The organism is Pseudomonas monachiensis (assembly GCF_047345015.1).
In the GTDB taxonomy this organism is placed as follows: Bacteria; Pseudomonadota; Gammaproteobacteria; order Pseudomonadales; family Pseudomonadaceae; genus Aquipseudomonas; species Aquipseudomonas monachiensis.
Genome location: NZ_CP178857.1, coordinates 732,986 through 759,247 on the forward strand (window position 1 = coordinate 732,986; position 26,262 = coordinate 759,247).

Sequence of the window (26,262 nt, forward strand, 5' to 3'; positions counted from 1 at the left end):
TTTCAGGCACAAAAAAAGACGTCCGTGGACGTCTTTAGATGATGAAGTGGTGGAGCCGGGGGGATTTGAACCCCCGTCCGCCAGTACTCCGCTGTCGGTACTACATGCGTAGCCGTGTCTATTAAGTTAACCCTCAGCGACCCGACGGGCAGGGTGCTTTGGGCGAGTTGTGTAAGTTTTAGCCGCTTCGTCCACAACGTACTGCACGGCGATTCTGTTCTATATGACAATCACTTTGGGTTTACAGACATCCCCTGGTGATTGCTGGACCCGAAGGTACCAGAAGCTCAGGGCTAAGGCTGCTTACGCAGCGAGAGCGAATTCCTGGCCGTAGTTATCGTCATTGGCAACTATAAGTAGTTGCAACAGTGGATTTACGAGTTCTGTTACCAACTCGGCATGCACCTAAAGTTTCGCAACCGGCGTCGAATCCTAAACGGCCCCGAGCCTGATGCTCTGTGAATCAAGTGAGCAGCAGGCCTGTACAGTGTACGTCATCACGCCCCGGAAGGCCAACCCGAAGGTTGACCGCCACAGATCATGGGTTTGGTTGGTTGCCCTGACTGTCAGCAAGTGCCAATGCCTGGGTGGCCTCGGTGACGCATTTTTTGTCGTCCCCGGAGGCTTGTGAGGCTTCGGCGCTGGACATCAGCCTTTTGATCTCCATTGAGGTGTTTGTGGCGGTCGCCGGCAGCGCATTCACTTTGCCTTTGAGCTCTTGCAACTTGCTCGTACAAAGGTTGTTGTCCGCAGCAAATACAGGAGAGGCCAGCATGGCGGCAGCAATGAACAGGCCAGCGAGTGTGGTGCGTTTCATGGGTATCTCCTTGAGCTGATGGTCTCGGTGCTGGCGTATGAGCGGACAGCCAGGCCAAGCCCGAAAAATCAGCCACGATCTGATGGGGCTTACCTCAAAGACTGCGATTCAACGCAAGAATTCGGTTTTTTAAGAAAGTGTGTCGAGCTTTTCCAGCGATGGTAGGCAAATTTCCAGACCCCAGATGCAACAAAACCCGCAACTGGCGGGTTTTGGTTTGCTTCGTAGCGGGTGCAGCCGGGCTTTGAACTCCCGGCTGCCTGTACTCCGTTGTTGATGTACGCCAGCGTGGCGCGGAAGGCCAACCCGGAGGTTGGCCGTGAACCGGGTTACTTCCCGCCTTTTTTCGAGTCGGTGACGGCCTTGATGATGTCGTTGGTCTCGGCGATGCAATCATCAGTGCCTTCCTTGGTGCCTTTTGCCTGGTCGGCTTTGGCTTGCTCGACAGAGGCTTTTACCTGGTCAGTCATTTCCGGAGGAATCTGTGCCTTGCCGTTTTCGATGGTTTGCAGGTTGACCGCGCATAGGTCTTTTTCGGCCGCAAACGAAGTGGAAGCCATCATGGAAGCAGCAACGAACAAACCTAACAGCACAGAACGATTCATGTGTTTCTCCTTGAACTGAAGGTCCAGCATTGCTGGCCATCAAATCGGTTTACCGAGTTTTGGGAAAATCCCGCATTTGCGGGGCTTGATCAGTGGACTGCGGTGGCACATCAGGGTTCTTTTTTTCTGTAGAGCTGTCGATTCCGACAAGAAGCGTTAACGAAGGGCACCTTTATGCACCCTCCTTTAGATCCTGCTATCAGGGCACCCTAGCCTGGGTAACGCGGTCCACCAGATAGACTAGTCCGTGGTAGTCAATGCCGCCATGTTGCGTCAGACCGATCTCACAGGTGCGGCTGGTGGAAATCCCCTCGCTGCACTGTTTCACCGCGTCCTTGAGCGTGCGCAGCGAATGGGCGTTCAGCTCCGGGGTGGTGAAACCCTTGTCGCCGGCGAAGCCGCAGCAGTGGATACCCTCGGGAATAATCACGTTTTTGCTGCACTTGCGCGCCAGGTCGATCAACGCCTGGCTTTCTCCGAGGTGCTGGGTGCTGCAGGTTACGTGCACGGCGATCGGCGCCTCCTGAGGCTTGAAATCCAGGCGGTCCATCAGGTGTGTACGGATGAAGCGTACCGGGTCGTACAGGTCCAGACGGACTTCACCGAGGTCTTGAACCAGGCGCAAGGTGCAGGGGCTGGTGTCGCAGTAGATCGGGTCGAGCCCGCCACGGCTGGCGTGGAGCAGGGCGCCGATCAGTTCCTGTCGTTTGTGCTCGGCTTGCTCGGCGTAGCCTTTGGATGCGAATGGCTGACCGCAGCACAGATTGTCCAGGTTGTCCGGGAACACCACCTGGTAACCGGCCTTTTCCAGCAGGCCACGGGTCTTGTCGTGCAGCGACATTTGCTCCGTATCGCCGGCTGCCGGACCCATGGCGCGGGACACACAGGCCGCCAGATAGACCACGCGCGGGCGCGCGTCCATCACCGTCGGGCTGAAGCGAATGGCCTTTTCCGGTTGCGGCATCGCGTTGGTCCATTGCGGGACCTGACCCTTGGACAGGCGCGTCAACGTCGCCGACAACTTCGCCAATCTCGGCGCCCCCAGCAACATCCGCGCGCCATTGGCCACGTGCAGGGTGAAGCGTGCACCTTGAAGTGCCGTGGCGAAATTTCCTTCGAGCCAGTTGGCGGTTTTCGTATGCGTCGCCTTCCGGCTACGCAGCTTTTTCACCAGCTCGCCGGTATTGATGCCTACAGGGCAACGCTGTGCGCACAGGCCGGTGGCGGCGCAGGTGTCGATGCCTTGATAGTCGTAGGCGGCTTCGAGTTCGGACGTATCGATGCCCGCGCGTTTCTTCGCCTGGATGTCGCGCCAGATCACGATGCGCTGGCGCGGGCTCAGGGTCAGTCCTTTCGACGGGCAAACCGGTTCGCAGAAGCCGCATTCGATGCACTTGTCCACAATCTCGTCAGCGGCGGGCAAGGGCTTGAGGTGCTTGAGGTGGATCTGTGGATCTTCGCTGAGCACCACGTCCGGATTGAGAATGCCGTTGGGGTCGAGCAGTCGTTTGAGTTGCCACATCAACTGGTAGGCATCGCTGCCCCATTCCAGTTCGACGAACGGCGCCATGTTTCGCCCGGTGCCGTGTTCGGCTTTCAGCGAACCGCCGAACTCCACCGCCACCAGTTGCGCCACGTCGTCCATGAACGCCTGATAGCGCGCGACTTCTTCCGGGCTGTTGAAGCCTTGGGTGAAGACGAAGTGCAGATTGCCTTCCAGGGCGTGTCCGAAAAGGATCGCTTCGTCGTAGTGATGTTTGTCGAACAGTTCGATCAGGCGGTTGACGCCGATAGCCAGTTGTTCGACCGGAAAGGTGACGTCTTCGATGATCACCGTGGTGCCGGTCTTGCGCACGGCGCCGACGGCCGGGAAGGTGTCCTTGCGGATGGCCCAGAGACGGGCGTTTTCCTGCGGGTCTTCGGTGAAGTCGACCTGCTTTTCCACCGGGAACGCCTTCAGCGACGCCATGATTTGCGCCAGTTGTTCATGCAGCAAGGTGGACGACGCGGCGCGGGATTCGATCAGCAAGGCGCAGGCATTGTTCGACAGATGCTGTACGAAAGCGGGCATGCCGGGTTTGTTCTGTACCGAGCGCAGGCTGCGTCGGTCCAGCAGTTCCACGGCTGACACCGGTTGGCTTTTCAGCACAGTCACAGCGTTGCAACAGGTTTCGACATCCGGGAACACGATCAGCGCCGAGGCTTTATTCGGGTGGTCGATCACGGTGTCGTAGGTCACGGCACTGATGAACCCGAGCGTGCCTTCGGAGCCCACCAGCAAGTGGCTCAAGATATCCACAGGCTCGTCGAAATCCACCAGGGCATTGAGCGACAGGCCGGTGGTATTTTTCAGACGGTATTTGTGGCGAATTTTCGCAGCCAGTTCGGCGTTTGCCCGGGTCTCGCGGCCCAGAGACGCCAAGCGCTCCAGCAGGGCGGCGTGGCTTTGGCGAAACGCCGCGACACTGGCGGTATCTTCAGTGTCGAGACGACTGCCGTCGGCCAGCACCAGACGAATGCCGGCCAGGGTGTGATAGGTGTTTTGCGCCGTGCCGCAGCACATGCCGCTGGCATTGTTGGCGACGATGCCGCCGATCTTGCAGGCATTGATCGAGGCCGGGTCCGGGCCGATCTTGCGCCCGAACGGTGCCAGCCAGGCATTGGCCTGGGCGCCGATCACCCCCGGTTGCAGGCGGATTTGCGTGCCTTGGCCGCGGATCTCGCGAGCGTTCCAGTTATCCCCCAGCACGATCAATACCGAGTCGCTGATGGCTTGGCCGGAGAGGCTGGTGCCGGCGGCGCGGAAAGTCACCGGCACCTGATCCCGTTGCGCCAGTTGCAGCAGTGCGACCACTTCGTCTTCGGACTCGACGCGGATCACCAGTTGCGGAATCAAGCGATAGAAGCTGGCGTCGGTGCCGAAGGCCAGGGTCGACAACGGGTCGTCGAAACGTCGCTCTAGGGGGATCAGTTGCTGTGCATCACGCAGGAAAGCAGCCGGTAGACTCATTGGTCCTCCAGGATCAGTACCACCAGGTCCTTCGGACCGTGGGCGCCGTACGCCAGCACTTGTTCGATGTCGGCGGTTTTCGACGGGCCGGATACCAGCAACGCGTTGGTCGGCATGCCCTGGGCCCATTCGAATTCCTGCTGCATTTGATAGAAGTTGTCGCGGATTTCACTGGCCTTGAGCAGGGCGAAATGCATCGGTGGCACCAGGCTCATCAGGCGTGGTTCTTCCCGGGTCGGCCAGAGAATAAGGCTGCCCGTGGCTGCGATGGCGCCGAGGGTTCCAGTGATGCTCGCCGGGGTGTCGTTGAACAGCTCGGCTTTCCATTCTTCAACCGGACGGTCGTAGGCCTTGAGCATTGGCAGGCCGGGATTATTCGCCCAGTGCTGCGTGATCCGTTGACCGTGGGGCGTTGTCGGTGCGATCAGCAGGCTTGGCAACTGGCGGTCCTGCAGCAACTGCGCGAGTAGCGTCGGCCACTCTTGGCCGGACGTCAGATGTGTTTCCGTGTGCACCGCTTCCATCAACTTGCGCAGTTGCGCAATGCGCTGCTCAGGGGCGTAGGTGTAAGGCTGGGTCACCAGATCGACATCGAAGTTGTCGGCCACTGGCGTGGTGCCTGTCAGGCTTTTGCGCAGTTTCGCGAGGATATTTTGCTTGGCGCTCATCAGCGGTCTCCCTGTTTGGCCAGATGTTCGCGGGCCATGTCATGCAGCGAGCGGGCAGCGGGTTTTGGTGCGCTGTGGTTTTGCGTCCATGGGCCGACGTTGCTCGGCGTGAGGGCGCGCAACCGGGTGGCGAAGAAACCGAACAGGCGATACAGCGTCGGCGAGCTGTTGAGCTTGGCCCAGGCGTTCCAGATGAACCGCTCCTTGCGCGAATACTTGCTGCCCTGACCGCGCATCACTTGATGGGGGCTGTCCGGGGCCTTGACGTTCTCTTCCCGCAGGCGTCGCAGCAAAGCAGGGATCGGGATTTTCACCGGGCAGACTTCACCGCAGGCACCGCACAGCGAAGACGCGCTCGGGTGATCCGGGACTTTCGCCAGGCCGACCATGTGCGGGGTGATGATTTTTCCGATAGGGCCGGGGTAAACCTCCCCATAGGCATGGCCGCCGATTCGGGTGTAGACCGGGCAATGATTCATACAGGCGCCGCAGCGAATGCAGTTCAGGGTCTGGCGCAGTTCGCTGTCGGCAAAGGCCTGGCTGCGGCCGTTGTCGAGCAGTACCAGGTGTACTTCTTGAGGGCCGTCGAGCTCATGCTCCTTGCGCGGACCGGAGATCATGTTGACGTAGGTGGTGATCGGAATGCCCAGGGCCGAGCGGGTCAGCAATGACAGCAACGGCACCACGTCGCGCAGGTTTTCCACGACTTTTTCGATACCTGTGACGGCGATGTGTACCGGAGGCACCGTGGTGGTCATGCGACCGTTGCCTTCGTTTTCCACCAGCAGCAGGGTGCCGGTTTCGGCCACGGCGAAGTTGACGCCGGAGACGCCGATGTCCGCTTCGAAGAATTTCTGCCGCAGGACTCTGCGGCCGATCTGAATGAGTTGGTCTACGTCCTTGGTGTATTCCACGCCAAGTTTGTCATGGAACAAGGACGCGACCTGACCGGCGTTCTTGTGGATTGCCGGCATGATTATGTGTGAAGGCTTCTCGTGGTCGAGCTGGACGATGTACTCGCCCATGTCCGATTCCAGGCATTCAATGCCCCGATCAGCGAGGAAATGGTTCATCTCCATTTCTTCGCTGACCATCGATTTGCCCTTGATCACTTGCCGCCCCTCGTGAGCGCGGATGATCGAGAGGACGATGCCATTGGCCTCGTCCACCGTTTCCGCCCAGTGCACTGTCACACCGTTGCGGGTCAGGTTCTGTTCCAGTTGCTCGAGCAGGTCGGGCAATTTGGAGAGCGCGCGGGCACGGATTGCATTGCCCAGTGCGCGCAAGTGTTCTCTTTCATGGGCATCGCTGAACGCCGCTGCCCGTTTGGTCATCAGTGAATCCATCGCCTTGCGAAAGTTGCCTCGCAATTGCGCGTCACCCAGCGCGTTGTGGGCGCGGGTGCGGAAATCTTCTTCTACGGCAACCGTAGGAATAATCGTCGAGGTGCTCATTTCGCACCTCCGGTTCGCTGCCAGAGGAAACTGGCCAGATGCTGACCGCGCAACGCTTCCTGCTGTTTTTCCAGCGAGCCGTTGATGTTCATCAAACAGCCGCAGTCGGCACTCAACACCTTGTGCGCGCCGGATTCCTTCAGCGCCCGGGTCTTGTCAGCCACCATCGCGCCGGAAATGTCTGGCATACGGACGCTGAATGTCCCGCCAAAGCCACAGCACTCACTTTCGTGATCGTGATTGACCCGCTCCACATTGCTTAGTTGCGACAACAACTCGCGGCCGTGCAGGTGGGTGTTCATTTCACGCCGTGCCGAGCACGAGGTGTGCAGCGCCACTTTTACCGGCTCGCCGCTGTCCTTGAGCTGCACCTTGCAGACAAACAACAGAAACTCGGCCAGCTCGTAGGTCCTGGCCGCCAGGGCCTGGACCTGTTTCAACGTGTCCGGCTCGTCCTTGAACAAGTCGGCGTAATGTTCGCGCAGCATGCCCGCGCAAGAACCTGACGGCACCACCACCGGATAGTCGCCGGCAAACAACGCCAGTTGCGAGCGCGCCACTGTCCGTGCCTGTTCGGTGTAACCGGAGGTGTAGGCCGGTTGGCCGCAGCAGCTTTGCCCTTGCGGGTATTCGACACGAATGCCTTCGCGCTCCAGCAGGTGGATCGCATCCATCCCGGCTTGCGGGTAGAACAGATCGACTACGCAAGTCCCGAACAGGTAGACCCGTGACGGTTTCTCGCTGGGGTATTGCCGAGGCTCGGGCAGTGGCGGGGCGACACGGGTCGCATTCGGCACGGCGTTGTAATAAAGCTCGCTCATCAGGCGGTCTCCGGGTGGTCCCGGTTATTCGTCTGTCGAGGCTGCTGAATATAGAGCCGGAAGCTTTCAGTAGCCTTACAGACCGGGGTGTGAATAGCGGACGCCGGGGGCGTGGCCCGGCGTCGGTTTTTATCGTGTTGCCTGTAGCCCTTAGTGCACCAGCATGCCGGTGAACCAGTAGGCCTGGGCCAACGTGATCAAGCCGACAATCGTTGCAAAGAATAGGCTGTGCTTGAGGGTGAAGCGGAACAGATCCGATTCTTTGCCCACCAGACCGGTCGCGGCACAGGCCACGGCGATCGATTGTGGCGAGATCATCTTGCCGGTCACGCCACCGCTGGTGTTCGCCGCCACCAGCAAGGTGTCGTTGACACCGATCTGGTGCGCAGTGGTCGCTTGCAGCGAACTGAACAGGGCGTTGGACGAAGTATCGGAGCCAGTGAGGAACACGCCCAGCCAGCCGAGGAAAGGCGAGAAGAACGGGAACGCCGCGCCGGTGCCTGCCAATACCAGGGCCATGGTCGAGGACATGCCCGAGTAGTTGGTGACGAAAGCGAAGGCCAGCACCATGCCGATGGACAGGATCGGCCAGCGCAGTTCGTAGAAGGTCTCCTTGAAAGTGGTCAGACCAGTTTTGATGTTGATCTTCAGCACCAGCATGGAGATCAGGGCCGAGAAGAAAATCGCCGTGCCGGTGGCGGAAATCGGGTCCAGTTTGAACACTGCCGGAAGGGCGGTTGGCGCGGTTACGATCGGTGCGACCTTGATCACCATCTGGTCCAGGTGCGGGATGGCGAAGTTGAATACGAAGCTGTACATCGCACCGCCGGCGGCGAACATCGCCTTGAACGGCTTCAGGGTCCAGATGGTGACCAGTACGGTCAGGATCAGAAACGGCGACCAGGCCTTGAAGATTTCCCCGAGGCTGTAGGGCGAAGCCACGGTGGTGCGTTTCTGGCCGAAACCACCGACGCTGGCGCTCACCACAGAGGCCGATACAGCGCCGACGATGTGTTGGCCGGCGGCGCGTTTTGGTTGCCAGACTTTCAGGAACAGGGTCAGGGAAATCAGACTGGCCAGGGCTGAGGTGATGTCCGGCAGTTCCGGGCCGATGAAGTTCGAGGTGAAGTACTGGGTCACGGCAAAGCTCAAGCCGGCCACCAGGGCTGCCGGCCAGGTTTCCCGCACACCGCGCAGGCCGTCCATCATGAACACCAGCCAGAATGGCACGAACAACGACAGCAGCGGCAATTGGCGACCGGTCATGGCGCCGATCTTGAACGCGTCGATACCGGTGACTTGGCCGGCAACGATGATCGGAATGCCCAGGGCACCGAATGCCACCGGCGCCGTGTTGGCGATCAGGCACAAGCCAGCGGCGTACAGCGGGTTGAAGCCAAGACCTACCAGCAGCGCAGCGGTAATCGCCACGGGTGCGCCAAAACCGGCTGCACCTTCGAGGAAGGCGCCGAAGCAGAAACCGATCAGCAGGACCTGCAGGCGCTGGTCATCGGTGATCGACAGGACCGAGCTGCGGATGACTTCAAACTGCCCGCTCTTGACTGTCAGTTTGTAGAGGAATACCGCTGCCACGATGATCCAGGCAATCGGCCACAGGCCATAGGCGAAGCCATACCCGGCGGCGGCGAACGCCATGTCGACCGGCATCTGGAAGGCGAAGATCGCCACCAGGATCGACAAAGCCAGGGTGATGCTGCCGGCCACATGCCCTTTGAGGCGGAACACGGCCAAAGCCAGGAAGAAAAACACGATGGGGATGACGGCGGCGAGTGCGGACAGGCCGAGGCTGCCGAGCGGGGTATAGAGCTGTTGCCAGGTTTGCATATGGGGTGGCCCCTAATTGTTGTTGGTCAGGCACTGATCAGCGTTCTTGGATAATTGGTAAGACCAATTTACAATCGCTGTTGGCTAGGGTAAAAGCCTTGTAGGCGGTGTGTCAATTTGCCGCCCTAAAACTTTTGTCGAATGCGAAGTGCGCAGGTCGTCTGCCTGGTATGACCAAATGCGTTGTGGCAGGTGCTGGCGCGGCGCCGATAGGCCAGAATAGAGCGCCGGCGAGCCGTCGGATCGTGGAGTAATCGAGTTATGGGGTTTGATCAGATTCGTCAGCGCCGTTTGTCTGACGATATTGTCGAGCAGCTTGAGGGCATGATCCTCGAGGGCACGCTCAAAGCGGGTGGGCGCTTGCCGGCCGAGCGCGCGCTGGCCGAGCAATTTGGCGTGTCTCGCCCTTCGTTGCGCGAAGCCATTCAGAAACTGACCGCCAAGGGCCTGCTGGTCAGTCGCCAGGGTGGTGGCAACTATGTGGTGGAATCACTGGGCAGCACCTTCAGTGATCCCTTGTTGCATCTGCTGGAAAGCAACCCCGAGGCGCAACGCGATCTGCTGGAGTTTCGCCATACGTTGGAAGCGTCTTGCGCCTACTATGCGGCGCTGCGTGCCACGGATGTGGATCGCGAGCGGCTGACCGCGGCATTCAACGAATTGCAGGACTGTTATTCGCGTCACGAAGAAGTGAGTCGTGCCGAAGAGGGTGCGGCGGACGCAAGGTTTCACCTGGCGATTGCCGAGGCCAGCCACAATGCCGTGTTGCTGCACACCATTCGCGGGCTGTTCGATCTGCTCAAGCGCAACGTGGTGACCAACATCGGTGGGATGTACAAGCAGCGCACTGAAACCCGCGACATGCTGATCACGCAGCATCGAGAGTTGTATCAGGCGATTATCGAAGGGCATGCGGAGCAGGCGCGGGAAGTTTCCAGTCGGCACATTCTGTATGTGCAGGAAGTGCTGGAAGAGGTGCGTCAGGAAGTGCAGCGCGTGGCCCGGGCGGAGCGGCGCAAGGGGATGTGACCGTTTAATGCAAAAGATCGCAGCCTTCGGCAGCTCCTACATTGGAATGCGTTCCCTGTAGGAGCTGCCGGAGGCTGCGATCTTTTTATTCGCGCCGCAATTCGCAGGCAGAAAAATCAGTCTTCCTTGCCCTTGTTGCGCACCGCACGCTGCAACTCGCGACCGGCATCGCGTTCGCGTTCGGTATCGCGCTTGTCGTATTCCTTCTTGCCCTTGCCCAGGGCGATCTCGCACTTGACCATGTGCTTGCTCCAGTACCAGGACAGGCACACGCAGGCGTAACCCTTTTGCTGCACGGCCGCGGCCAGCTTTTCCAGCTCGCGCCGGTTGAGCAGCAACTTACGGGTGCGCACGGGGTCGGCGATGACGTGGGTACTGGCGGTCGTCAGGGGCGTAATGTGGCTGCCGAGCAGCCAGGCTTCGCCATCCTTGAGCAGCACGTAGCTGTCAACCAGCTGCAGCTTGCTTGCCCGCAGACTTTTTACTTCCCAGCCGGCCAGGACCAGACCAGCCTCGAAACGATGCTCGATGAAGTAATCGTGTCGCGCCTTTTTGTTTTGCGCGATGGTCCCTGTTGGGTGTTTCTTCTGTTTAGCCATAGGGGCGGCATTATAGGGAGTTGCACGCGAGTCGGCTACGGTGTTGCTACGTGCTTGAGCAGGTTGATTGAATCCCGGACAATGCGGCCTCTTTTTTGAACGCTTGGGCGTGATAACGATGTCGACAGACAAGGTTTCTGTCCACGGCAGTTGGGCTAGCCGCTGGGTCTTCATACTCGCCGCGACCGGTTCGGCCGTGGGGCTGGGTAGTATCTGGAAATTCCCGTACATGGTCGGCGTCTATGGCGGCGGTGCCTTCGTGCTGATGTTCCTGGCCTGCATCGCGCTGATCGGGGTGCCGGTCATGCTGGCGGAAACCCTGATCGGCCGGCGTGCCCGGCAGAGCCCGGCCAATGCCTTGAAGATCCTGGCGACAGAGGCGGGGCATTCGGCCAAATGGTCCTGGGGCGCTTTTGCCGGGATGATCACCGCGTTGCTGATCCTGTCGTTCTACAGTGTGGTCGGCGGCTGGTCGCTGGACTACATCATCGACATGGGGCGTGGCGATTTTCAGGGGGCGACGCCTGATCAGGTGGGGGCTTACTTCGGCAATGTGATCGCCGATCCCTGGCGCCTGACACTTTGGCACACCATTTTCATGCTGTTGTCCGCGGTGGTGATCGCCAAGGGCGTGGTTGCCGGGCTTGAACGCAGTTTGCGCATCATGATGCCGCTGCTGTTCGTGATGATCCTCGTGTTGTTGGGCTACAGCATGACCACCGGGCATTTCATGGAGGGCGTGCATTTCATGTTCGACTTCCACCCGGAAAAGGTCATGGACGGCTTGTTGCCCGCGATGGGGCATGCGTTCTTTTCCCTGAGCGTGGGCGTCGGCTCGATCATGATCTACGGCGCCTACATGCCGAAGAACTCGTCGATTTCAGGGACGGTCGTTGGCGTGGCGCTGCTCGATACCTTCGTTTCCCTGGTGGCCGGCCTGGCATTGTTTCCGATTGTTTTTGCGGCGGGCCTGAATCCGAGCGAGGGGCCGGGGCTGATGTTCGTCAGCCTGCCGTTTGCCTTCGGTAACGTGGCGTTCGGGCAATTGATGGGGGTGGTGTTCTTCGTGCTGGTGGCGGTCGCTGCCTGGAGTTCGGCGATTTCCCTGCTTGAACCGATGGTGGCCTACCTGGTCGAGCGCACTAAAGTGAGCCGAGCCTGGGTCACCTTCTGGCTGGCGTTCAGCTGCTGGTTTGTCGGCCTGGGCACGGTGTTCTCCTTCAATATCTGGAAGGAGGCGAAGTTCTTCGTGAACGAAGGCGGGATGTTCCACCTCTACCAATGGGGAGCCGCCGGTGGTCTCGACTTCTTCGGTGTGATCGATTTCTTCACTTCGCGACTCATGTTGCCGCTTGGCGGTTTGTGTTTCGTGGTGTTTGCGGGCTGGATCATGGGGCGCGAAGCGGTGCGCGACGAGTTGTCGATCCGTAACCCTGCGCTGTTTGGCCTGTCCTTGTTCTTGATGCGCTATGTGGCGCCCATCGGCATTCTCGTAGTGTTTGCCGCCCAGCTGTGGAAGTGACGCTGACATGACGACACACATTTCACGTTCGGCCTTGCTGCCGTACCCGGCACAAGCGCTGTATGACCTGGTCAACGACGTGGCGCGCTATCCGGAGTTTCTGCCGTGGTGCTCGTCCGCCGAAGTCCTGGAGAGCTCACCTGAGCATATGCGGGCGAGCGTCGGCGTGGCGAAGGGCGGCCTCAGCCAGCATTTCGTGACGCGCAACACGCTGGTTCCGGGGCAGTCGATCGAAATGAACCTCGAAGAGGGCCCTTTCACCCAATTGCATGGCATCTGGGTATTCAAGGCGTTGACCGACAAAGCCTGCAAGATCAGCCTCGATCTGTCGTTCGATTATGCCGGGCCGCTGGTTCGTGCCACCTTGGGACCGCTGTTCAATCAGGCGGCCAATACTTTGGTGGATGCGTTCTGCCAGCGCGCCAAGCAGATACATGGTTGAGGTCATGATTGAAGTCGAGGTGGTCTACGCGGCCGAAGACCGTCAGGTGCTGCTGACAGTGACCGTGCCTGTTGGAACGACCGTGCGGGCGACCTTGCTCAGGTCGGCCGTGGCTGAAGAGTTTCCGGAACTGGATCTGGCCCATTGCCCTGTGGGGATCTTCGGCAAGGTGGTAGCTGATCCGGAGAGTCGGGCAGTCCAGGCTGGGGATCGCATCGAGATTTACCGCCCGTTGCTGGCCGATCCGAAAGAGGTGCGCCGACTGCGTGCGGCGAAAGCGGCCGAGGCCAAGGCGCGGAATCAGTGATTGGCTGGAACGCCAGACAATAAAAAGCCCGGGCATGCCGGGCTTTTTATTGCGTCGCAAATTATTGCGGCGAGGTGTCCAGTGGTTGCGGCGTCGGGACCGGAACGGTTTCTACACCGTCGACGTCCTTCTGGATCTGATCCAGCAACGAACCTGGCTTGACCGGTTTTTCCGGTTTTGGCTTCTCGACGTTTTCTGCCGGGGCGGCCACTGTCGTGCCGCTGTCCTTGCCGAGAATGGCTTCGTCACGGCTCACGCCTGGCATGAAATCACCAGAGAGGCTGACAAGCTGATCATTTGGGTTGAAGATAACGCTGACGCGTTCCTGTTGGCGTTCACCGCCACCCGGTTGCAGGCTGTACAGATAATCCCAGCGATCGGCATGGAACGTGTCGGTCAGCAGAGGGTTGCCCATGATAAACCGTACTTGCTTACGGGTCATTCCCGGGCGTAACTGGTCTATCATGTCCTGCGTGACGACATTGCCCTGCTGGATGTCGATTTTGTAAACCCCGGGGAATGAACAACCGGCGAGTGCGAGCAGTCCCACAAAGGTGAAACTGGTTAGCAAGAGCTTGGTGTTTTGCATCGGTGGGCGACTTCCACTATCTTGGCTGGGACAACGTAAACGCCGATCATACCCGCATTAAGAGAAGCTGCGAAGCAGCATCGCGAGAAAGCTGACCATGGTTGAAAATAGCGAACTACGCAAAGCCGGCCTCAAAGTGACCCTGCCACGGGTCAAAATTCTGCAAATGCTCGATTCCGCCGAGCAGCGCCACATGAGTGCCGAGGATGTCTACAAGGCCCTTATGGAGGCTGGTGAGGACGTCGGTCTGGCCACGGTTTACCGTGTTCTGACCCAGTTCGAGGCAGCTGGCCTTGTGGTGCGGCACAACTTCGATGGAGGCCATGCGGTCTTCGAGCTGGACGACGGAAAGCATCACGACCATATGGTCAACGTCGAAACCAGCGAAGTGATCGAATTCTTCGACGAAGAAATCGAGCGGCTTCAGAAAGCAATCGTCGACAAGTATGGCTTCGAGATGGTTGATCACAATCTGGTGCTGTACGTGCGCAAGAAAAAGTAAGCATGTCGCGCGAACTCAGGTTCGCGAAACGAACGAAGGCGACCCCAGGGTCGCCTTCGTGCTTTCTGCCTTTATTTATTCAGGCTTTTGCGGCCACCACCATTTTTTTGGCGTGCGCCAGGGACTCCTTGGTGAGATCGATGCCCCCCAGCATCCGTGCGACTTCTTCGACGCGGTCGTTTTTGCTCAATTTGGAAACAGCCGTGCGGGTGGCATCTTCGCCGCGCACTTTATGCACAAATAGATGTTGATGACCTTGCGCTGCTACTTGCGGCAAGTGCGTCACGGTCAGTACCTGCCCGCGTTCTCCGAGGCGCCGCAACAGTTGGCCGACGATTTCTGCTGTCGGACCACCGATACCAACGTCTACTTCGTCGAACACCAGGGTCGGTACGCGGGAGGTCTGCGCGGTGATCACCTGGATCGCCAGGCTGATCCGTGACAGCTCGCCTCCGGAGGCGACTTTTGCCAAGGCTTTCAAGGGTTGGCCCGGGTTGGCGCTGACCAGCAGTTCAACCTGTTCAAGTCCGTTAGGCAGCAGTTCGTCGCTGCTGTTTGGGCGCAGTTCGATGGTGAAGCGCCCGCCAGGCATGCCCAGGCGCTGGATTTCCAGCTCCACGGCGCTGGCCAGGCTGCTCGAGGCCTGATGACGCAGGTCGCTCAGTTCCCGAGCCTTTTCCTGATAATGACGAGCGTATGAAGACAGTTCGTCGCTCAGCCGCTCGATGGATTCGTCGTTGGCGTTGAGGGTTTCGATTTCATCCAGCAGTTTCTGCTGCATCTCTGCGACTTCGGTCGGCTGGATGCGGTGTTTGCGCGCCAGGGTGTAGATCGCGTCGAGGCGCTCTTCGAGGTATTGAAGGCGCGACGGATCGGCGTCGAAGTTGTCGAGGAAGCGGTTCAGTTCACCAACGGCCTCTTCAACCTGGATCTGTGCGCTGGTCAGCAAGCTGCTGGCTTCGCCCAGTGCACCGATCGTACTGTTCACGCTCGACAGGCGGTTGAGGCTGGCGGTGAGGGCGTTCAGGACATTCCCGGAATCGCTCTCACTGCATTGCTCGACGACTTGTCGGCAGATGCCGAGCAGGGTCTCGGCGTTGGTCAGGTTCTTGTGTTCCTGCTCGAGCTGCTCCAGTTCGTTGTCGCCAAGGCCAAGGTTCTCCAGCTCCTCGAGTTGATAACTGAGCAACTGATGGCGGGCGCGTTGCTCATCGCCGGAGTTGGAGAGTCGCTCCAGTTCCTGGCGGGTCTGGCGCCAGCGCTGGGCGGCGAGTTGAACCTGGCGGGCCAGATCGGTCGCGCCGGCATATTCATCGAGCAGGCGACGGTGGGTATCGGTCTTGAGCAGGGATTGGTGTTCGTGCTGGCTGTGAATGTCGATCAGCAGTTCACCCAGCGCCTTGAGGTCGCCAAGCGGGCAGGGCGTGCCGTTGATGTAGCCACGCGAGCGCCCTTCGGATGTGATGACCCGGCGCAGGATGCACGGGCCGTCGTTTTCGAGGTCGCGTTCGGCCAGCCAGGCGCTGGCTTCCGGAATGTCGACCAGATCGAAGGTGGCCAGGATATCGGCCTTGTCGGCGCCGGGGCGGACCACGCCACTGTCGGCGCGATCGCCCAGGGTAAGGCCCAGCGCGTCGAGCATGATTGACTTGCCCGCGCCGGTTTCCCCGGTGATCACGCTCATCCCGCGATCGAGTTCGAGATCGAGATGTTCAACGATGGCGTAGTTGTGTACGGACAGGTGCACCAGCATATGGGCCGCTCCCAGGTGTTAGGTCTGGTTATTTATACAGTGTTTTGTTTCCGGCTGACAATGCCCCTCGTTAGCTCGATTCGCTCGGTCCGACGAAAGCCTTATCGCGGCCGGGAATGACAAAGCAGTTGTTTTTTGTAGGGTTAATCGTCGGACCCCCTTGAAGCCGGATTTTGCGGCCCCATATAGCTGGGCAGAAGCGCGAGTTGAGCTCGCGGACGAAATTGAAAGGAGAAATCTATGGCTGACGAACAGACAGTGGATACGCAAAACCCAGACGCCAACCAGGCGCCCGAGGCTTCGGGTGATGACCTGGCGGCTCGTGTACAAGTGCTCGAAGAGCAACTGGCAGGCGCTCAGGATCAGGCTTTGCGTGTAGCCGCCGATCTGCAGAACGTCCGCCGTCGCGCCGAGCAGGATGTGGAAAAGGCTCACAAGTTCGCGCTGGAAAAATTCGCCAGCGACCTGCTGCCGATCGTCGACAGCCTGGAGCGCGGCCTGGAACTGTCCAGCCCGGACGACGAAAGCATCCGTCCGATGCGCGAAGGCATCGAGCTGACCCTGAAAATGTTCCACGACACCCTCAAGCGTTATCAGCTTGAAGCGATCGATCCCCATGGCGAACCGTTCAACGCCGTTCACCATCAGGCGATGGCCATGCAGGAAAGCGCTGACGTCGAGCCGAACAGCGTTCTGAAGGTGTTCCAGAAGGGCTATCAGCTCAATGGCCGCCTGCTGCGCCCGGCGATGGTCGTGGTCAGCAAGGCGCCTGCGCCGGTTTCGCCTTCGATTGACGAGCAGGCTTGAAATCCGCCGCAAGGCCCCCATTTATAAGTCAAGCGTTTAAGTGCTACCGCAGTTAGCCACCACTGCTGCGGCAACCAAATCCAAAGTTTCGGGAGAGTGAACATGGGCAAAATTATCGGTATCGACCTGGGGACTACCAACTCCTGCGTCTCCGTGCTGGAAAACGGCAAGGCAAAAGTTATTGAAAACGCTGAAGGCGCGCGTACCACGCCGTCGATCATCGCTTACGCCAACGATGGCGAAATCCTGGTTGGCCAGTCGGCCAAGCGTCAGGCCGTGACCAATCCGCATAACACCCTGTATGCGGTGAAGCGTCTGATCGGTCGTCGTTTCGACGAAGAAGTCGTGCAGAAAGACATCCAGATGGTCCCTTACAAGATCGTCAAGGCTGACAACAGCGACGCCTGGGTTGAAGTGAACGGCCAGAAAATGGCACCGCCACAAATCTCGGCTGAAATCCTGAAAAAAATGAAGAAGACCGCCGAAGACTATCTCGGCGAGACCGTGACTGAAGCGGTGATCACCGTTCCGGCCTACTTCAACGACAGCCAGCGTCAGGCCACCAAAGACGCCGGCCGCATCGCTGGCCTGGACGTAAAACGTATCATCAACGAACCAACCGCAGCCGCTCTGGCTTACGGCATGGACAAAGCCAAGGGCGATCACACCGTGATCGTTTACGACCTGGGTGGTGGTACTTTCGACGTTTCCGTGATCGAGATCGCTGAAGTCGATGGCGAGCACCAGTTCGAAGTACTGGCCACCAACGGTGACACGTTCCTGGGCGGTGAAGACTTTGACATTCGTCTGATCGACTACCTCGTCGACGAATTCAAGAAAGAAAGCGGCATGAACCTCAAAGGCGACCCGCTGGCCATGCAGCGCCTGAAAGAAGCCGCTGAAAAAGCCAAGATCGAACTGTCCTCGAGCCAGTCGACCGACGTGAACCTGCCGTACATCACTGCAGACGCCACCGGTCCTAAGCACCTGAACGTGAAGATCTCCCGCGCCAAGCTCGAAGCGCTGGTGGAAGACCTGGTTCAGCGCACCATCGAACCTTGCCGCATCGCAATGAAAGATGCCGGTATCGACGTTGGCGCGATCAACGACGTGATCCTGGTGGGCGGTCAGACCCGTATGCCACTGGTTCAGAAGCTGGTCACCGAGTTCTTCGGTAAAGAAGCTCGTAAAGACGTCAACCCGGACGAAGCGGTTGCCATGGGTGCTGCCATCCAGGGCGCGGTACTGGCTGGTGACGTGAAAGACGTTCTGCTGCTCGACGTCAGCCCGCTGACCCTGGGTATCGAAACCATGGGTGGCGTGATGACCGCGCTGATCGAGAAAAACACCACGATTCCTACCAAGAAATCGCAAGTGTTCTCGACTGCCGACGACAACCAGGGCGCCGTGACCATTCACGTGCTGCAAGGCGAGCGTAAGCAAGCCGCACAGAACAAGTCCCTGGGCAAGTTCGATCTGGCCGACATTCCACCAGCTCCACGTGGCGTGCCACAGATCGAAGTGACCTTCGACATCGACGCCAACGGCATCCTGCACGTAGGTGCGAAGGACAAGGCTACCGGCAAGACTCAGTCGATCGTGATCAAGGCCAACTCCGGTCTGTCCGACGAAGAAATCGAGCGCATGGTGCGTGATGCCGAGGCGAACGCCGAGGAAGACCGCAAGTTCGAAGAACTGGCCGCTGCCCGCAACCAGGGTGACGCACTGGTTCACTCGACGCGCAAAATGGTTGCCGATGCCGGCGATAAAGTGAGCGCTGAAGAGAAGACTGCAATCGAAGCGGCCGTAGTTGCTCTGGAAGCCGCTGTTAAAGGCGACGACAAGGCTGCTATCGACGCCAAGGTTGAGGAGCTGTCCAAGGTCTCCGCTCCAGTGGCGCAGAAGATGTACGCCGAACAGGCTCAGCCTGCTGAAGGCGCTGCACCGCACGACGACAAGGCGGAAAAGGCTGACGACGTTGTCGATGCCGAGTTCGAAGAAGTCAAAGACCACAAGTAAGTTGTTGGTCGGCCGGTTGACTGCCTCAAGGCGGTGACTGGTAGGATGTCGCCGCGCGGGAGCTTGCTCCCGCGTTGGCGTATCTGGAATACGCGAATTTTTACAGCATGCGACAGCGGTCGCGTGTTGTTGGTATGGCCGGGAATGCTCCTGCTTTTCGTGCCGCAAGTACCGCAAGAATCAAAGACCAGGATCGTTGAATTGACGTGAGTTGGGTCCGGGCCTGTATTGGGGCTCAACGAGTTCGGCAAACTCAGGAGGGTTTTGTCGGACGTCCTCAAGAGTGCAAAGACTTATGGCAAAGCGTGACTATTACGAAGTGTTGGGTGTTGAGCGTGGCTCAAGCGAAGCGGACCTGAAAAAGGCCTACCGTCGCCTGGCAATGAAGCATCACCCGGACCGTAATCCCGATGACAAAGCGTCGGAAGACATGTTCAAGGAGGCCAACGAGGCCTACGAAGTGCTGTCCGACTCCAGCAAGCGCGCGGCATACGACCAGTATGGCCATGCCGGTGTCGACCCGAGCATGGGTGGCGGCGGTGCCGGTTTCGGTGGTCAGAACTTCTCCGACATCTTTGGCGATGTCTTCAGTGACTTCTTCGGTGGTGGTCGCGGCGGTTCCCGTGGCGGCGCTCAGCGCGGCAGTGACTTGCGCTACACCCTGGAACTGGACCTCGAAGAAGCGGTGCGCGGTACGACCGTGAATATCCGCGTTCCGACGCTGGTCAACTGCAAGCCTTGCGACGGCTCCGGTGCCAAGAAGGGTTCTGCGCCCGTGACCTGCCCGACTTGCGGCGGTATCGGCCAGGTGCGCATGCAGCAAGGCTTCTTCTCGGTGCAACAGACCTGCCCGCGCTGCCATGGCCAGGGCAAGATCATTTCCGATCCGTGCGACTCCTGCCACGGCGAAGGTCGTGTCGAAGAGTACAAGACCCTGTCGGTGAAAGTGCCGGCCGGTGTCGATACCGGTGACCGCATTCGTCTGTCCGGTGAGGGCGAGGCGGGTGCCCAGGGTGGGCCGACTGGCGACCTGTACGTGGTGATCAATGTGCGCGAGCACTCGATTTTCCAGCGCGATGGCAAGCATCTGTTCTGCGAAGTGCCGATCAGCTTCGTCGATGCGGCGCTGGGTGGCGAGCTGGAGATTCCGACCCTTGATGGTCGGGTCAAGCTGAAGATTCCTGAGGGGACCCAGACCGGCAAGCAGTTCCGTGTACGTGGCAAGGGTGTCGCGCCTGTGCGTGGCGGTGGTGCTGGCGACTTGATGTGCCGTGTGGCGGTCGAGACTCCGGTCAACCTGAGCCGTCGCCAGCGTGAAATGCTCGAGGAGTTCCGTAGTTCGCTGGCGGATGACAACAGCCATTCGCCAAAAACCACCGGTTGGTTCGAAGGCGTGAAGCGTTTCTTCGGCGATTTGTAAGGAGGCAGGCATGCGACGTATTGCAGTGATGGGCGCCGCCGGGCGCATGGGCAAGACCCTGATTGAAGCGGTGCAGCAAACTCCGGGCGCCGGTCTGACGGCGGCGGTGGATCGCCCCGACAGCACGCTGGTCGGCGCGGATGCCGGTGAGCTGGCTGCGCTGGGTCGTATCGGCGTGCCTCTGTCCGGTGATCTGGATCGGGTGGTCGACGAGTTCGACGTGCTGATCGACTTCACTCACCCGACGGTGACCCTGAAGAACCTGGCTTTCTGCCGTAAACACGGCAAGGCCATGATCATCGGTACCACCGGTTTCAGCGTTGAAGAGAAGCAACTGCTGGCGGAAGCGGGCAAGGACATTCCGATTGTCTTCGCGGCCAACTTCAGTGTCGGGGTCAACCTGTGCCTGAAGCTGCTCGACACGGCCGCTCGCGTGTTGGGCGACGATGTCGATATCGAAATCACCGAAGCTCACCATCGGCATAAAGTCGATGCGCCGTCCGGCACTGCCGTGCGCATGGGCGAGGTGATTGCCGATGCGTTGGGTCGCGACCTGAAGAAAGTGGCGGTGTACGGTCGTGAGGGGCAGACCGGCGCTCGTGAGCGCGAGACCATTGGTTTCGCCACCGTACGCGCTGGCGACATCGTTGGTGACCACACCGTGCTGTTCGCTGCCGACGGCGAGCGTGTCGAGATCACCCACAAGGCTTCCAGTCGCATGACGTTCGCCAAGGGCGCGGTACGTGCTGCTTTGTGGCTGGACGGGCGCGAGCCTGGCCTTTACGACATGCAAGACGTGCTCGATTTGCGTTAATATGCACCCGAAATCGGGCTCGCGCACCGCGTTTGAGCCCGGTTTTGTTCCGCCAAGCGACGTCCTGTCGCATTCTCCAGCCTTTAAGGCTCATTGGCGGTAGACCAAAAAAGCCTTTTTCTGTAAGCTACAGCTTTAGTGTGTCCACTAAAAGCGCGCAGAATAATTCAGTGAAGAAGCGGGGTGACGTGTCCATACGTCACTCCGCTTTTTTACAACCTGCGATCGCCCTTTCAGGCTTTATTTACGGGAGGTCTTCTTGACTAAGCCAGCCATACTCGCCCTTGCTGATGGCAGCATTTTTCGCGGCGAAGCCATTGGAGCCGACGGTCAAACCGTTGGTGAGGTGGTGTTCAACACCGCAATGACCGGCTATCAGGAAATCCTTACCGATCCTTCCTACGCCCAACAAATCGTTACCCTGACTTACCCGCACATCGGCAACACCGGCACCACGCCGGAGGACGCCGAGTCCAACCGCGTCTGGTCTGCCGGCCTGGTCATTCGTGACCTGCCACTGGTGGCGAGCAACTGGCGTAACACGATGTCCCTGTCCGACTACCTGAAGGCCAACAATGTTGTGGCCATCGCCGGTATCGACACCCGCCGCCTGACGCGCATCCTGCGTGAAAAAGGCGCGCAGAACGGCTGCATCATGGCCGGTGACAACATTTCCGAAGCTGCCGCCATCGCCGCCGCCCAGGGTTTCCCTGGCCTCAAGGGCATGGACCTGGCGAAAGTCGTCAGCACCAAGGAAAGCTACGAGTGGCGCTCGACTGTCTGGGATCTGAAAACCGACAGCCACGCAACCATCGAAGCCTCCGAGCTGCCGTACCATGTGGTTGCCTACGACTACGGCGTCAAGGTGAACATCCTGCGCATGCTGGTCGAGCGCGGTTGCCGCGTGACTGTCGTGCCTGCGCAAACTCCTGCCGCCGATGTGCTGGCGCTGAAGCCGGACGGCGTGTTCCTGTCCAACGGCCCTGGTGATCCGGAGCCTTGCGACTACGCGATCCAGGCGATCAAGGATGTGCTGGAAACCGAGATCCCGGTCTTCGGTATCTGCCTCGGTCACCAGTTGCTGGCCCTGGCCTCCGGCGCCAAGACCCTGAAAATGGGGCACGGCCACCACGGTGCCAACCACCCCGTCCAGGACCTGGACAGCGGTGTGGTGATGATCACCAGCCAGAACCACGGTTTTGCCGTAGACGAAGCGACCCTGCCGGCCAACGTTCGCGCGATCCACAAATCGCTGTTCGACGGCACCCTGCAAGGTATCGAGCGTACCGACAAGAGCGCCTTCAGCTTCCAGGGTCACCCGGAAGCCAGCCCTGGCCCGAACGACGTAGCGCCATTGTTCGATCGCTTCATCACCGAGATGGCCAAGCGACGCTGATCGCTCGCCCTGATGTAGCAAAGCTTGAGGGTGGCCCCGCACCGGCGGCCCCCTCAAGGCTTCAGAGATTGAACAAGACGGCTTGCCGACTGACCTGCGGATTTGAGTGACAAACCCATGCCAAAACGTACAGACATTAAAAGCATCCTGATTCTCGGCGCTGGCCCGATCGTGATCGGCCAGGCCTGCGAATTCGACTACTCCGGCGCCCAGGCCTGCAAAGCCCTGCGCGAAGAGGGTTACCGCGTCATCCTGGTGAACTCCAACCCGGCCACCATCATGACCGACCCGGCCATGGCCGACGCCACCTACATCGAGCCGATCAAGTGGCAGACCGTTGCCAAGATCATCGAGAAAGAGCGTCCGGACGCGCTGCTGCCGACCATGGGTGGCCAGACCGCTCTGAACTGCGCCCTGGACCTGGAGCGCGAAGGCGTTCTGGAGAAGTTCGGCGTAGAGATGATCGGTGCCAACGCCGACACCATCGACAAGGCTGAAGACCGCTCGCGTTTCGACAAGGCGATGAAGTCCATCGGCCTGGCGTGCCCGCGTTCCGGTATCGCCCACAGCATGGAAGAGGCCAATGCGGTCCTCGAGAAGCTCGGCTTCCCGTGCATCATCCGTCCGTCCTTCACCATGGGTGGCACCGGTGGCGGTATCGCTTACAACCGTGAAGAGTTCGAAGAAATCTGCGCCCGTGGTCTGGACCTGTCGCCGACCAAAGAGCTGCTGATCGACGAATCGCTGATCGGCTGGAAAGAATACGAGATGGAGGTTGTCCGCGATAAGAAGGACAACTGCATCATCGTCTGCTCCATCGAAAACTTCGACCCGATGGGCGTGCACACCGGTGACTCGATCACCGTGGCTCCTGCACAGACCCTGACCGACAAGGAATACCAGATCCTGCGTAACGCCTCCCTGGCGGTACTGCGCGAGATCGGCGTGGAAACCGGCGGTTCCAACGTTCAGTTCGGTATCTGCCCGAACACCGGCCGCATGGTCGTGATCGAGATGAACCCGCGAGTATCGCGTTCTTCGGCCCTGGCTTCGAAGGCCACCGGCTTCCCGATCGCCAAGGTCGCGGCCAAGCTGGCTGTGGGTTACACCCTCGACGAGCTGTCGAACGACATCACCGGCGGCAAGACCCCGGCGTCCTTCGAGCCGTCCATCGACTACGTCGTCACCAAGTTGCCACGCTTCGCTTTCGAGAAGTTCGCCAAGGCTGACGCGCGCCTGACCACCCAGATGAAGTCTGTCGGTGAAGTCATGGCCATCGGCCGTACCTTCCAGGAATCCCTGCAGAAAGCCCTGCGTGGCCTGGAAGTGGGCGTTTGCGGCCTGGACGAGAAGGTTGATCTGGCCAACCCGGAAAGCATGAGCGTACTCAAGCGCGAGCTGACCGTGCCGGGTGCCGAGCGTATCTGGTACGTGGCGGACGCCATGCGCGCCGGCATGACCGTCGAAGACATCTTCGGCATGACCATGATCGACCCTTGGTTCCTGGTGCAGATGGAAGACCTGATCAAGGAAGAAGAGAAGGTCAAGACCCTGGGTCTGACCAGCATCGACCGCGATCTGATGTTCCGCCTCAAGCGCAAAGGCTTCTCCGATATGCGCCTGGCCAAATTGCTGGGGGTGACCGAGAAGAGCCTGCGCGCTCACCGTCACAAGCTGGAAATCTTCCCGGTCTACAAGCGCGTCGACACCTGCGCCGCCGAGTTCGCCACCGATACTGCCTACCTCTACTCGACGTACGAGGAAGAGTGCGAAGCGGCGCCATCGGGTCGCGACAAGATCATGATCCTGGGTGGCGGTCCGAACCGTATCGGCCAGGGCATCGAGTTCGACTACTGCTGCGTACACGCGGCACTGGCCCTGCGCGATGACGGCTACGAGACCATCATGGTCAACTGCAACCCGGAAACCGTTTCCACCGACTATGACACTTCCGATCGCCTGTACTTCGAACCAGTGACCCTGGAAGACGTGCTGGAAATCGTTCGCGTCGAGAAGCCGAAAGGCGTGATTGTCCAGTACGGCGGCCAGACTCCACTGAAGCTGGCTCGCGCCCTGGAAGCCGCCGGCGTGCCGATCATCGGTACCAGCCCTGACGCCATCGACCGTGCCGAAGACCGTGAGCGCTTCCAGCAGATGGTCCAGCGCCTGAACCTGCGTCAGCCGCCAAACGCCACCGTGCGCAGCGAAGACGAAGCGATTCGTGCCGCCAGCAAGATCGGTTACCCGCTGGTGGTGCGTCCGTCCTATGTACTGGGCGGTCGTGCGATGGAAATCGTCTACGAAGAAGAAGAACTCAAGCGCTACCTGCGCGAAGCGGTGCAAGTGTCCAACGACAGCCCGGTGCTGCTGGACCACTTCCTCAACTGCGCCATCGAGATGGACGTGGATGCGGTCTGCGACGGCAAAGACGTTGTGATCGGCGCGATCATGCAGCACATCGAGCAGGCTGGTGTTCACTCCGGTGACTCCGCGTGCTCGCTGCCGCCGTACTCGCTGCCAGCGCACATCCAGGACGAGATGCGTGACCAGGTCAAGAAAATGGCCCTGGAACTGGGCGTAATCGGCCTGATGAACGTTCAGTTGGCGCTGCAAGGCGACGACATCTATGTCATCGAAGTCAACCCGCGTGCTTCCCGTACGGTGCCGTTCGTTTCCAAGTGCATCGGTGTTTCCCTGGCAATGATCGCGGCTCGCGTCATGGCCGGTAAGACCTTGAAGGAAATCGGCTTCACCAAGGAAATCATCCCGAACTTCTACAGCGTGAAAGAGGCGGTGTTCCCGTTCGCCAAATTCCCTGGCGTTGACCCGATCCTCGGCCCGGAGATGAAGTCCACCGGTGAAGTGATGGGCGTGGGCGACACCTTCGGTGAAGCGTTCGCCAAGGCCCAGATGGGTGCCAGCGAAGTGCTGCCGACCGGCGGTACTGCGTTCATCAGCGTACGTGACGACGACAAGCCGCTGGTTGCGGGCGTGGCCCGTGATCTGATCAACTTGGGCTTCGAAGTGGTTGCCACTGCCGGTACTGCCAAGCTGATCGAGGCGGCAGGCCTGAAAGTGCGCCGTGTGAACAAGGTGACCGAAGGTCGTCCGCATGTGGTCGACATGATCAAGAATGACGAAGTCACGCTGATCATCAACACCACCGAAGGTCGTCAGTCGATCGCTGATTCGTACTCCATTCGTCGTAATGCCTTGCAGCACAAGATTTACTGCACCACCACCATTGCTGCTGGCGAAGCCATCTGTGAAGCGCTGAAATTCGGTCCCGAGAAGACCGTGCGCCGCTTGCAGGATCTACACGCAGGATTGAAGGCATGAGCATAACGAAGTACCCAATGACCGTTCAGGGCGCTCGCGCCCTGGAAGAAGAGCACACTCACCTGACCAAGGTCGTTCGTCCGAAGCTCAGCCAGGACATCGGTACGGCCCGCGAGTTGGGTGACTTGAAGGAAAACGCCGAATACCACGCTGCCCGTGAGCAGCAGGGTATGGTCGAGGCGCGCATTCGTGACATCGAGGGCCGGATTCAGAATCAGGTCATCATTGATGTCACGACCATTCCTCACACTGGCAAGGTTATCTTCGGTACCACCGTCGAAATCGCCAACGTCGAGACTGATGAAAGCGTCACTTACCACATCGTGGGTGAGGATGAAGCTGACTTCAAACTTGGCAAGATTTCGGTCGGCTCGCCCCTGGCTCGTGCCTTGATCGGCAAGGAAGAGGGCGATGTGGTTGCGGTGAAAACGCCAAGTGGCGTTATCGAGTACGAGATTGTCGAAGTTCGCCACATCTGAAAGCCGGCGCCCGTTTCATGCGGGC

At 59.5% G+C, this 26,262-nt stretch carries 22 protein-coding genes and 1 other RNA gene; 12 read left to right on the top strand and 11 right to left on the bottom strand.

Translation table 11 applies throughout. The annotated features are described in order from the left end of the window. Positions 1 to 47: 47 nt before the first annotated feature. From ssrA to ACMDB8_RS03205, 8 genes are all read right to left on the bottom strand, one after another. Positions 48 to 444, bottom strand: a transfer-messenger RNA (tmRNA) gene (gene ssrA, locus ACMDB8_RS03170). A 94-nt stretch (positions 445 to 538) separates the two neighbouring features. Then, positions 539 to 817, bottom strand: coding sequence for a hypothetical protein (locus tag ACMDB8_RS03175; protein ID WP_056728194.1), 279 nt, complete (start codon positions 815 to 817; stop codon positions 539 to 541). A gap of 329 nt (positions 818 to 1,146) precedes the next feature. After that, positions 1,147 to 1,422, bottom strand: coding sequence for a hypothetical protein (locus ACMDB8_RS03180; protein WP_056728196.1), 276 nt, complete (start codon positions 1,420 to 1,422; stop codon positions 1,147 to 1,149). A 199-nt stretch (positions 1,423 to 1,621) separates the two neighbouring features. After that, on the bottom strand, positions 1,622 to 4,432 hold the full coding sequence (locus tag ACMDB8_RS03185; protein ID WP_223542508.1) for an FAD-binding and (Fe-S)-binding domain-containing protein: 2,811 nt from the start codon (positions 4,430 to 4,432) through the stop codon (positions 1,622 to 1,624). Continuing rightward, positions 4,429 to 5,100 carry a LutC/YkgG family protein gene (locus ACMDB8_RS03190; RefSeq protein ID WP_056728199.1) on the bottom strand — a complete coding sequence of 224 codons (672 nt, stop codon included), beginning with the start codon at positions 5,098 to 5,100 and terminating at the stop codon, positions 4,429 to 4,431. The genes ACMDB8_RS03185 and ACMDB8_RS03190 overlap by 4 nt, the downstream gene beginning before the upstream one ends. Then, complete coding sequence (locus tag ACMDB8_RS03195) at positions 5,100 to 6,554, bottom strand: LutB/LldF family L-lactate oxidation iron-sulfur protein (RefSeq protein ID WP_056728201.1); 1,455 nt, start codon at positions 6,552 to 6,554, stop codon at positions 5,100 to 5,102. The genes ACMDB8_RS03190 and ACMDB8_RS03195 overlap by 1 nt, the downstream gene beginning before the upstream one ends. Further along, entirely contained in the window at positions 6,551 to 7,375 is an 825-nt protein-coding gene (locus tag ACMDB8_RS03200) for a (Fe-S)-binding protein (RefSeq protein WP_056728203.1), read from the bottom strand. Before ACMDB8_RS03200 ends, ACMDB8_RS03195 begins: the two co-directional genes overlap by 4 nt. A gap of 150 nt (positions 7,376 to 7,525) precedes the next feature. Next, the gene (locus tag ACMDB8_RS03205; protein WP_056728206.1) at positions 7,526 to 9,220 is read right to left on the bottom strand and encodes a lactate permease LctP family transporter; all 1,695 of its coding nucleotides are present in this window, start codon (positions 9,218 to 9,220) and stop codon (positions 7,526 to 7,528) included. A 261-nt stretch (positions 9,221 to 9,481) separates the two neighbouring features. On the opposite strand from ACMDB8_RS03205, the gene ACMDB8_RS03210 reads away from it, so the two are divergent. Further along, complete coding sequence (locus ACMDB8_RS03210; protein WP_056728208.1) at positions 9,482 to 10,249, top strand: FCD domain-containing protein; 768 nt, start codon at positions 9,482 to 9,484, stop codon at positions 10,247 to 10,249. A gap of 116 nt (positions 10,250 to 10,365) precedes the next feature. On the opposite strand, the gene smpB is transcribed toward ACMDB8_RS03210, so the two are convergent. Further along, positions 10,366 to 10,848, bottom strand: a complete 483-nt coding sequence (gene smpB / locus ACMDB8_RS03215; protein ID WP_008057382.1) for an SsrA-binding protein SmpB — start codon at positions 10,846 to 10,848, stop codon at positions 10,366 to 10,368. 118 nt (positions 10,849 to 10,966) lie between these two features. Between smpB and ACMDB8_RS03220 the strand changes: the two genes are divergently transcribed. The 3 genes from ACMDB8_RS03220 to ACMDB8_RS03230 are packed head-to-tail and all read left to right on the top strand — an operon-like array spanning position 10,967 to position 13,119. Next, complete coding sequence (locus ACMDB8_RS03220) at positions 10,967 to 12,370, top strand: sodium-dependent transporter (RefSeq protein WP_223448143.1); 1,404 nt, start codon at positions 10,967 to 10,969, stop codon at positions 12,368 to 12,370. Between the two features lie 7 nt (positions 12,371 to 12,377). Beyond that, positions 12,378 to 12,812, top strand: coding sequence for a type II toxin-antitoxin system RatA family toxin (locus ACMDB8_RS03225; RefSeq protein WP_046038689.1), 435 nt, complete (start codon positions 12,378 to 12,380; stop codon positions 12,810 to 12,812). Continuing rightward, positions 12,805 to 13,119 carry an RnfH family protein gene (locus ACMDB8_RS03230; protein ID WP_056728213.1) on the top strand — a complete coding sequence of 105 codons (315 nt, stop codon included), beginning with the start codon at positions 12,805 to 12,807 and terminating at the stop codon, positions 13,117 to 13,119. The genes ACMDB8_RS03225 and ACMDB8_RS03230 overlap by 8 nt, the downstream gene beginning before the upstream one ends. Before the next feature lie 61 nt (positions 13,120 to 13,180). Here the strand turns inward: ACMDB8_RS03230 and ACMDB8_RS03235 are convergent, their stop codons facing one another. After that, entirely contained in the window at positions 13,181 to 13,708 is a 528-nt protein-coding gene (locus ACMDB8_RS03235) for an outer membrane protein assembly factor BamE (protein WP_056728218.1), read from the bottom strand. A 97-nt stretch (positions 13,709 to 13,805) separates the two neighbouring features. On the opposite strand from ACMDB8_RS03235, the gene fur reads away from it, so the two are divergent. Continuing rightward, complete coding sequence (gene fur / locus ACMDB8_RS03240) at positions 13,806 to 14,210, top strand: ferric iron uptake transcriptional regulator (protein WP_003197684.1); 405 nt, start codon at positions 13,806 to 13,808, stop codon at positions 14,208 to 14,210. Between the two features lie 79 nt (positions 14,211 to 14,289). On the opposite strand, the gene recN is transcribed toward fur, so the two are convergent. Beyond that, the gene (recN, locus tag ACMDB8_RS03245; RefSeq protein ID WP_409078304.1) at positions 14,290 to 15,963 is read right to left on the bottom strand and encodes a DNA repair protein RecN; all 1,674 of its coding nucleotides are present in this window, start codon (positions 15,961 to 15,963) and stop codon (positions 14,290 to 14,292) included. A 240-nt stretch (positions 15,964 to 16,203) separates the two neighbouring features. Between recN and grpE the strand changes: the two genes are divergently transcribed. The 7 genes from grpE (at position 16,204) to greA (ending at position 26,237) form a co-directional block, all read left to right on the top strand. Continuing rightward, on the top strand, positions 16,204 to 16,770 hold the full coding sequence (gene grpE / locus ACMDB8_RS03250) for a nucleotide exchange factor GrpE (RefSeq protein ID WP_056728221.1): 567 nt from the start codon (positions 16,204 to 16,206) through the stop codon (positions 16,768 to 16,770). 102 nt (positions 16,771 to 16,872) lie between these two features. Continuing rightward, positions 16,873 to 18,789, top strand: coding sequence for a molecular chaperone DnaK (gene dnaK, locus ACMDB8_RS03255; RefSeq protein ID WP_056728222.1), 1,917 nt, complete (start codon positions 16,873 to 16,875; stop codon positions 18,787 to 18,789). Between the two features lie 295 nt (positions 18,790 to 19,084). Next, positions 19,085 to 20,209: a molecular chaperone DnaJ gene (gene dnaJ, locus ACMDB8_RS03260; RefSeq protein ID WP_056728224.1), complete on the top strand. Its 1,125-nt coding sequence runs from the start codon at positions 19,085 to 19,087 to the stop codon at positions 20,207 to 20,209. Positions 20,210 to 20,219: 10 nt separating this feature from the next. Further along, complete coding sequence (dapB, locus tag ACMDB8_RS03265; RefSeq protein ID WP_056728226.1) at positions 20,220 to 21,023, top strand: 4-hydroxy-tetrahydrodipicolinate reductase; 804 nt, start codon at positions 20,220 to 20,222, stop codon at positions 21,021 to 21,023. Between the two features lie 259 nt (positions 21,024 to 21,282). Then, the gene (carA, locus tag ACMDB8_RS03270) at positions 21,283 to 22,419 is read left to right on the top strand and encodes a glutamine-hydrolyzing carbamoyl-phosphate synthase small subunit (protein ID WP_046038697.1); all 1,137 of its coding nucleotides are present in this window, start codon (positions 21,283 to 21,285) and stop codon (positions 22,417 to 22,419) included. Between the two features lie 117 nt (positions 22,420 to 22,536). Beyond that, on the top strand, positions 22,537 to 25,758 hold the full coding sequence (gene carB / locus ACMDB8_RS03275) for a carbamoyl-phosphate synthase large subunit (RefSeq protein ID WP_056728228.1): 3,222 nt from the start codon (positions 22,537 to 22,539) through the stop codon (positions 25,756 to 25,758). A 2-nt stretch (positions 25,759 to 25,760) separates the two neighbouring features. Further along, complete coding sequence (greA, locus tag ACMDB8_RS03280; protein ID WP_056728592.1) at positions 25,761 to 26,237, top strand: transcription elongation factor GreA; 477 nt, start codon at positions 25,761 to 25,763, stop codon at positions 26,235 to 26,237. The last annotated feature ends 25 nt before the right edge of the window (positions 26,238 to 26,262 follow it).

Bases quoted from the DNA above. Each gene is read 5' to 3' on its own strand.
- ACMDB8_RS03190 (WP_056728199.1), bottom strand. From the start codon at position 5,100: ATGAGCGCCAAGCAAAATATCCTCGCGAAACTGCGCAAAAGCCTGACA.
- ACMDB8_RS03210 (WP_056728208.1), top strand. From the start codon at position 9,482: ATGGGGTTTGATCAGATTCGTCAGCGCCGTTTGTCTGACGATATTGTC.
- grpE (WP_056728221.1), top strand. From the start codon at position 16,204: ATGGCTGACGAACAGACAGTGGATACGCAAAACCCAGACGCCAACCAG.
- ACMDB8_RS03205 (WP_056728206.1), bottom strand. From the start codon at position 9,220: ATGCAAACCTGGCAACAGCTCTATACCCCGCTCGGCAGCCTCGGCCTG.
- ACMDB8_RS03235 (WP_056728218.1), bottom strand. From the start codon at position 13,708: ATGCAAAACACCAAGCTCTTGCTAACCAGTTTCACCTTTGTGGGACTG.
- ACMDB8_RS03225 (WP_046038689.1), top strand. From the start codon at position 12,378: ATGACGACACACATTTCACGTTCGGCCTTGCTGCCGTACCCGGCACAA.
- dapB (WP_056728226.1), top strand. From the start codon at position 20,220: ATGCGACGTATTGCAGTGATGGGCGCCGCCGGGCGCATGGGCAAGACC.
- smpB (WP_008057382.1), bottom strand. From the start codon at position 10,848: ATGGCTAAACAGAAGAAACACCCAACAGGGACCATCGCGCAAAACAAA.
- ACMDB8_RS03185 (WP_223542508.1), bottom strand. From the start codon at position 4,432: ATGAGTCTACCGGCTGCTTTCCTGCGTGATGCACAGCAACTGATCCCC.
- carB (WP_056728228.1), top strand. From the start codon at position 22,537: ATGCCAAAACGTACAGACATTAAAAGCATCCTGATTCTCGGCGCTGGC.
- dnaJ (WP_056728224.1), top strand. From the start codon at position 19,085: ATGGCAAAGCGTGACTATTACGAAGTGTTGGGTGTTGAGCGTGGCTCA.
- ACMDB8_RS03175 (WP_056728194.1), bottom strand. From the start codon at position 817: ATGAAACGCACCACACTCGCTGGCCTGTTCATTGCTGCCGCCATGCTG.
- dnaK (WP_056728222.1), top strand. From the start codon at position 16,873: ATGGGCAAAATTATCGGTATCGACCTGGGGACTACCAACTCCTGCGTC.
- ACMDB8_RS03200 (WP_056728203.1), bottom strand. From the start codon at position 7,375: ATGAGCGAGCTTTATTACAACGCCGTGCCGAATGCGACCCGTGTCGCC.
- ACMDB8_RS03220 (WP_223448143.1), top strand. From the start codon at position 10,967: ATGTCGACAGACAAGGTTTCTGTCCACGGCAGTTGGGCTAGCCGCTGG.
- recN (WP_409078304.1), bottom strand. From the start codon at position 15,963: ATGCTGGTGCACCTGTCCGTACACAACTACGCCATCGTTGAACATCTC.
- fur (WP_003197684.1), top strand. From the start codon at position 13,806: ATGGTTGAAAATAGCGAACTACGCAAAGCCGGCCTCAAAGTGACCCTG.
- ACMDB8_RS03230 (WP_056728213.1), top strand. From the start codon at position 12,805: ATGGTTGAGGTCATGATTGAAGTCGAGGTGGTCTACGCGGCCGAAGAC.
- ACMDB8_RS03180 (WP_056728196.1), bottom strand. From the start codon at position 1,422: ATGAATCGTTCTGTGCTGTTAGGTTTGTTCGTTGCTGCTTCCATGATG.
- ACMDB8_RS03195 (WP_056728201.1), bottom strand. From the start codon at position 6,554: ATGAGCACCTCGACGATTATTCCTACGGTTGCCGTAGAAGAAGATTTC.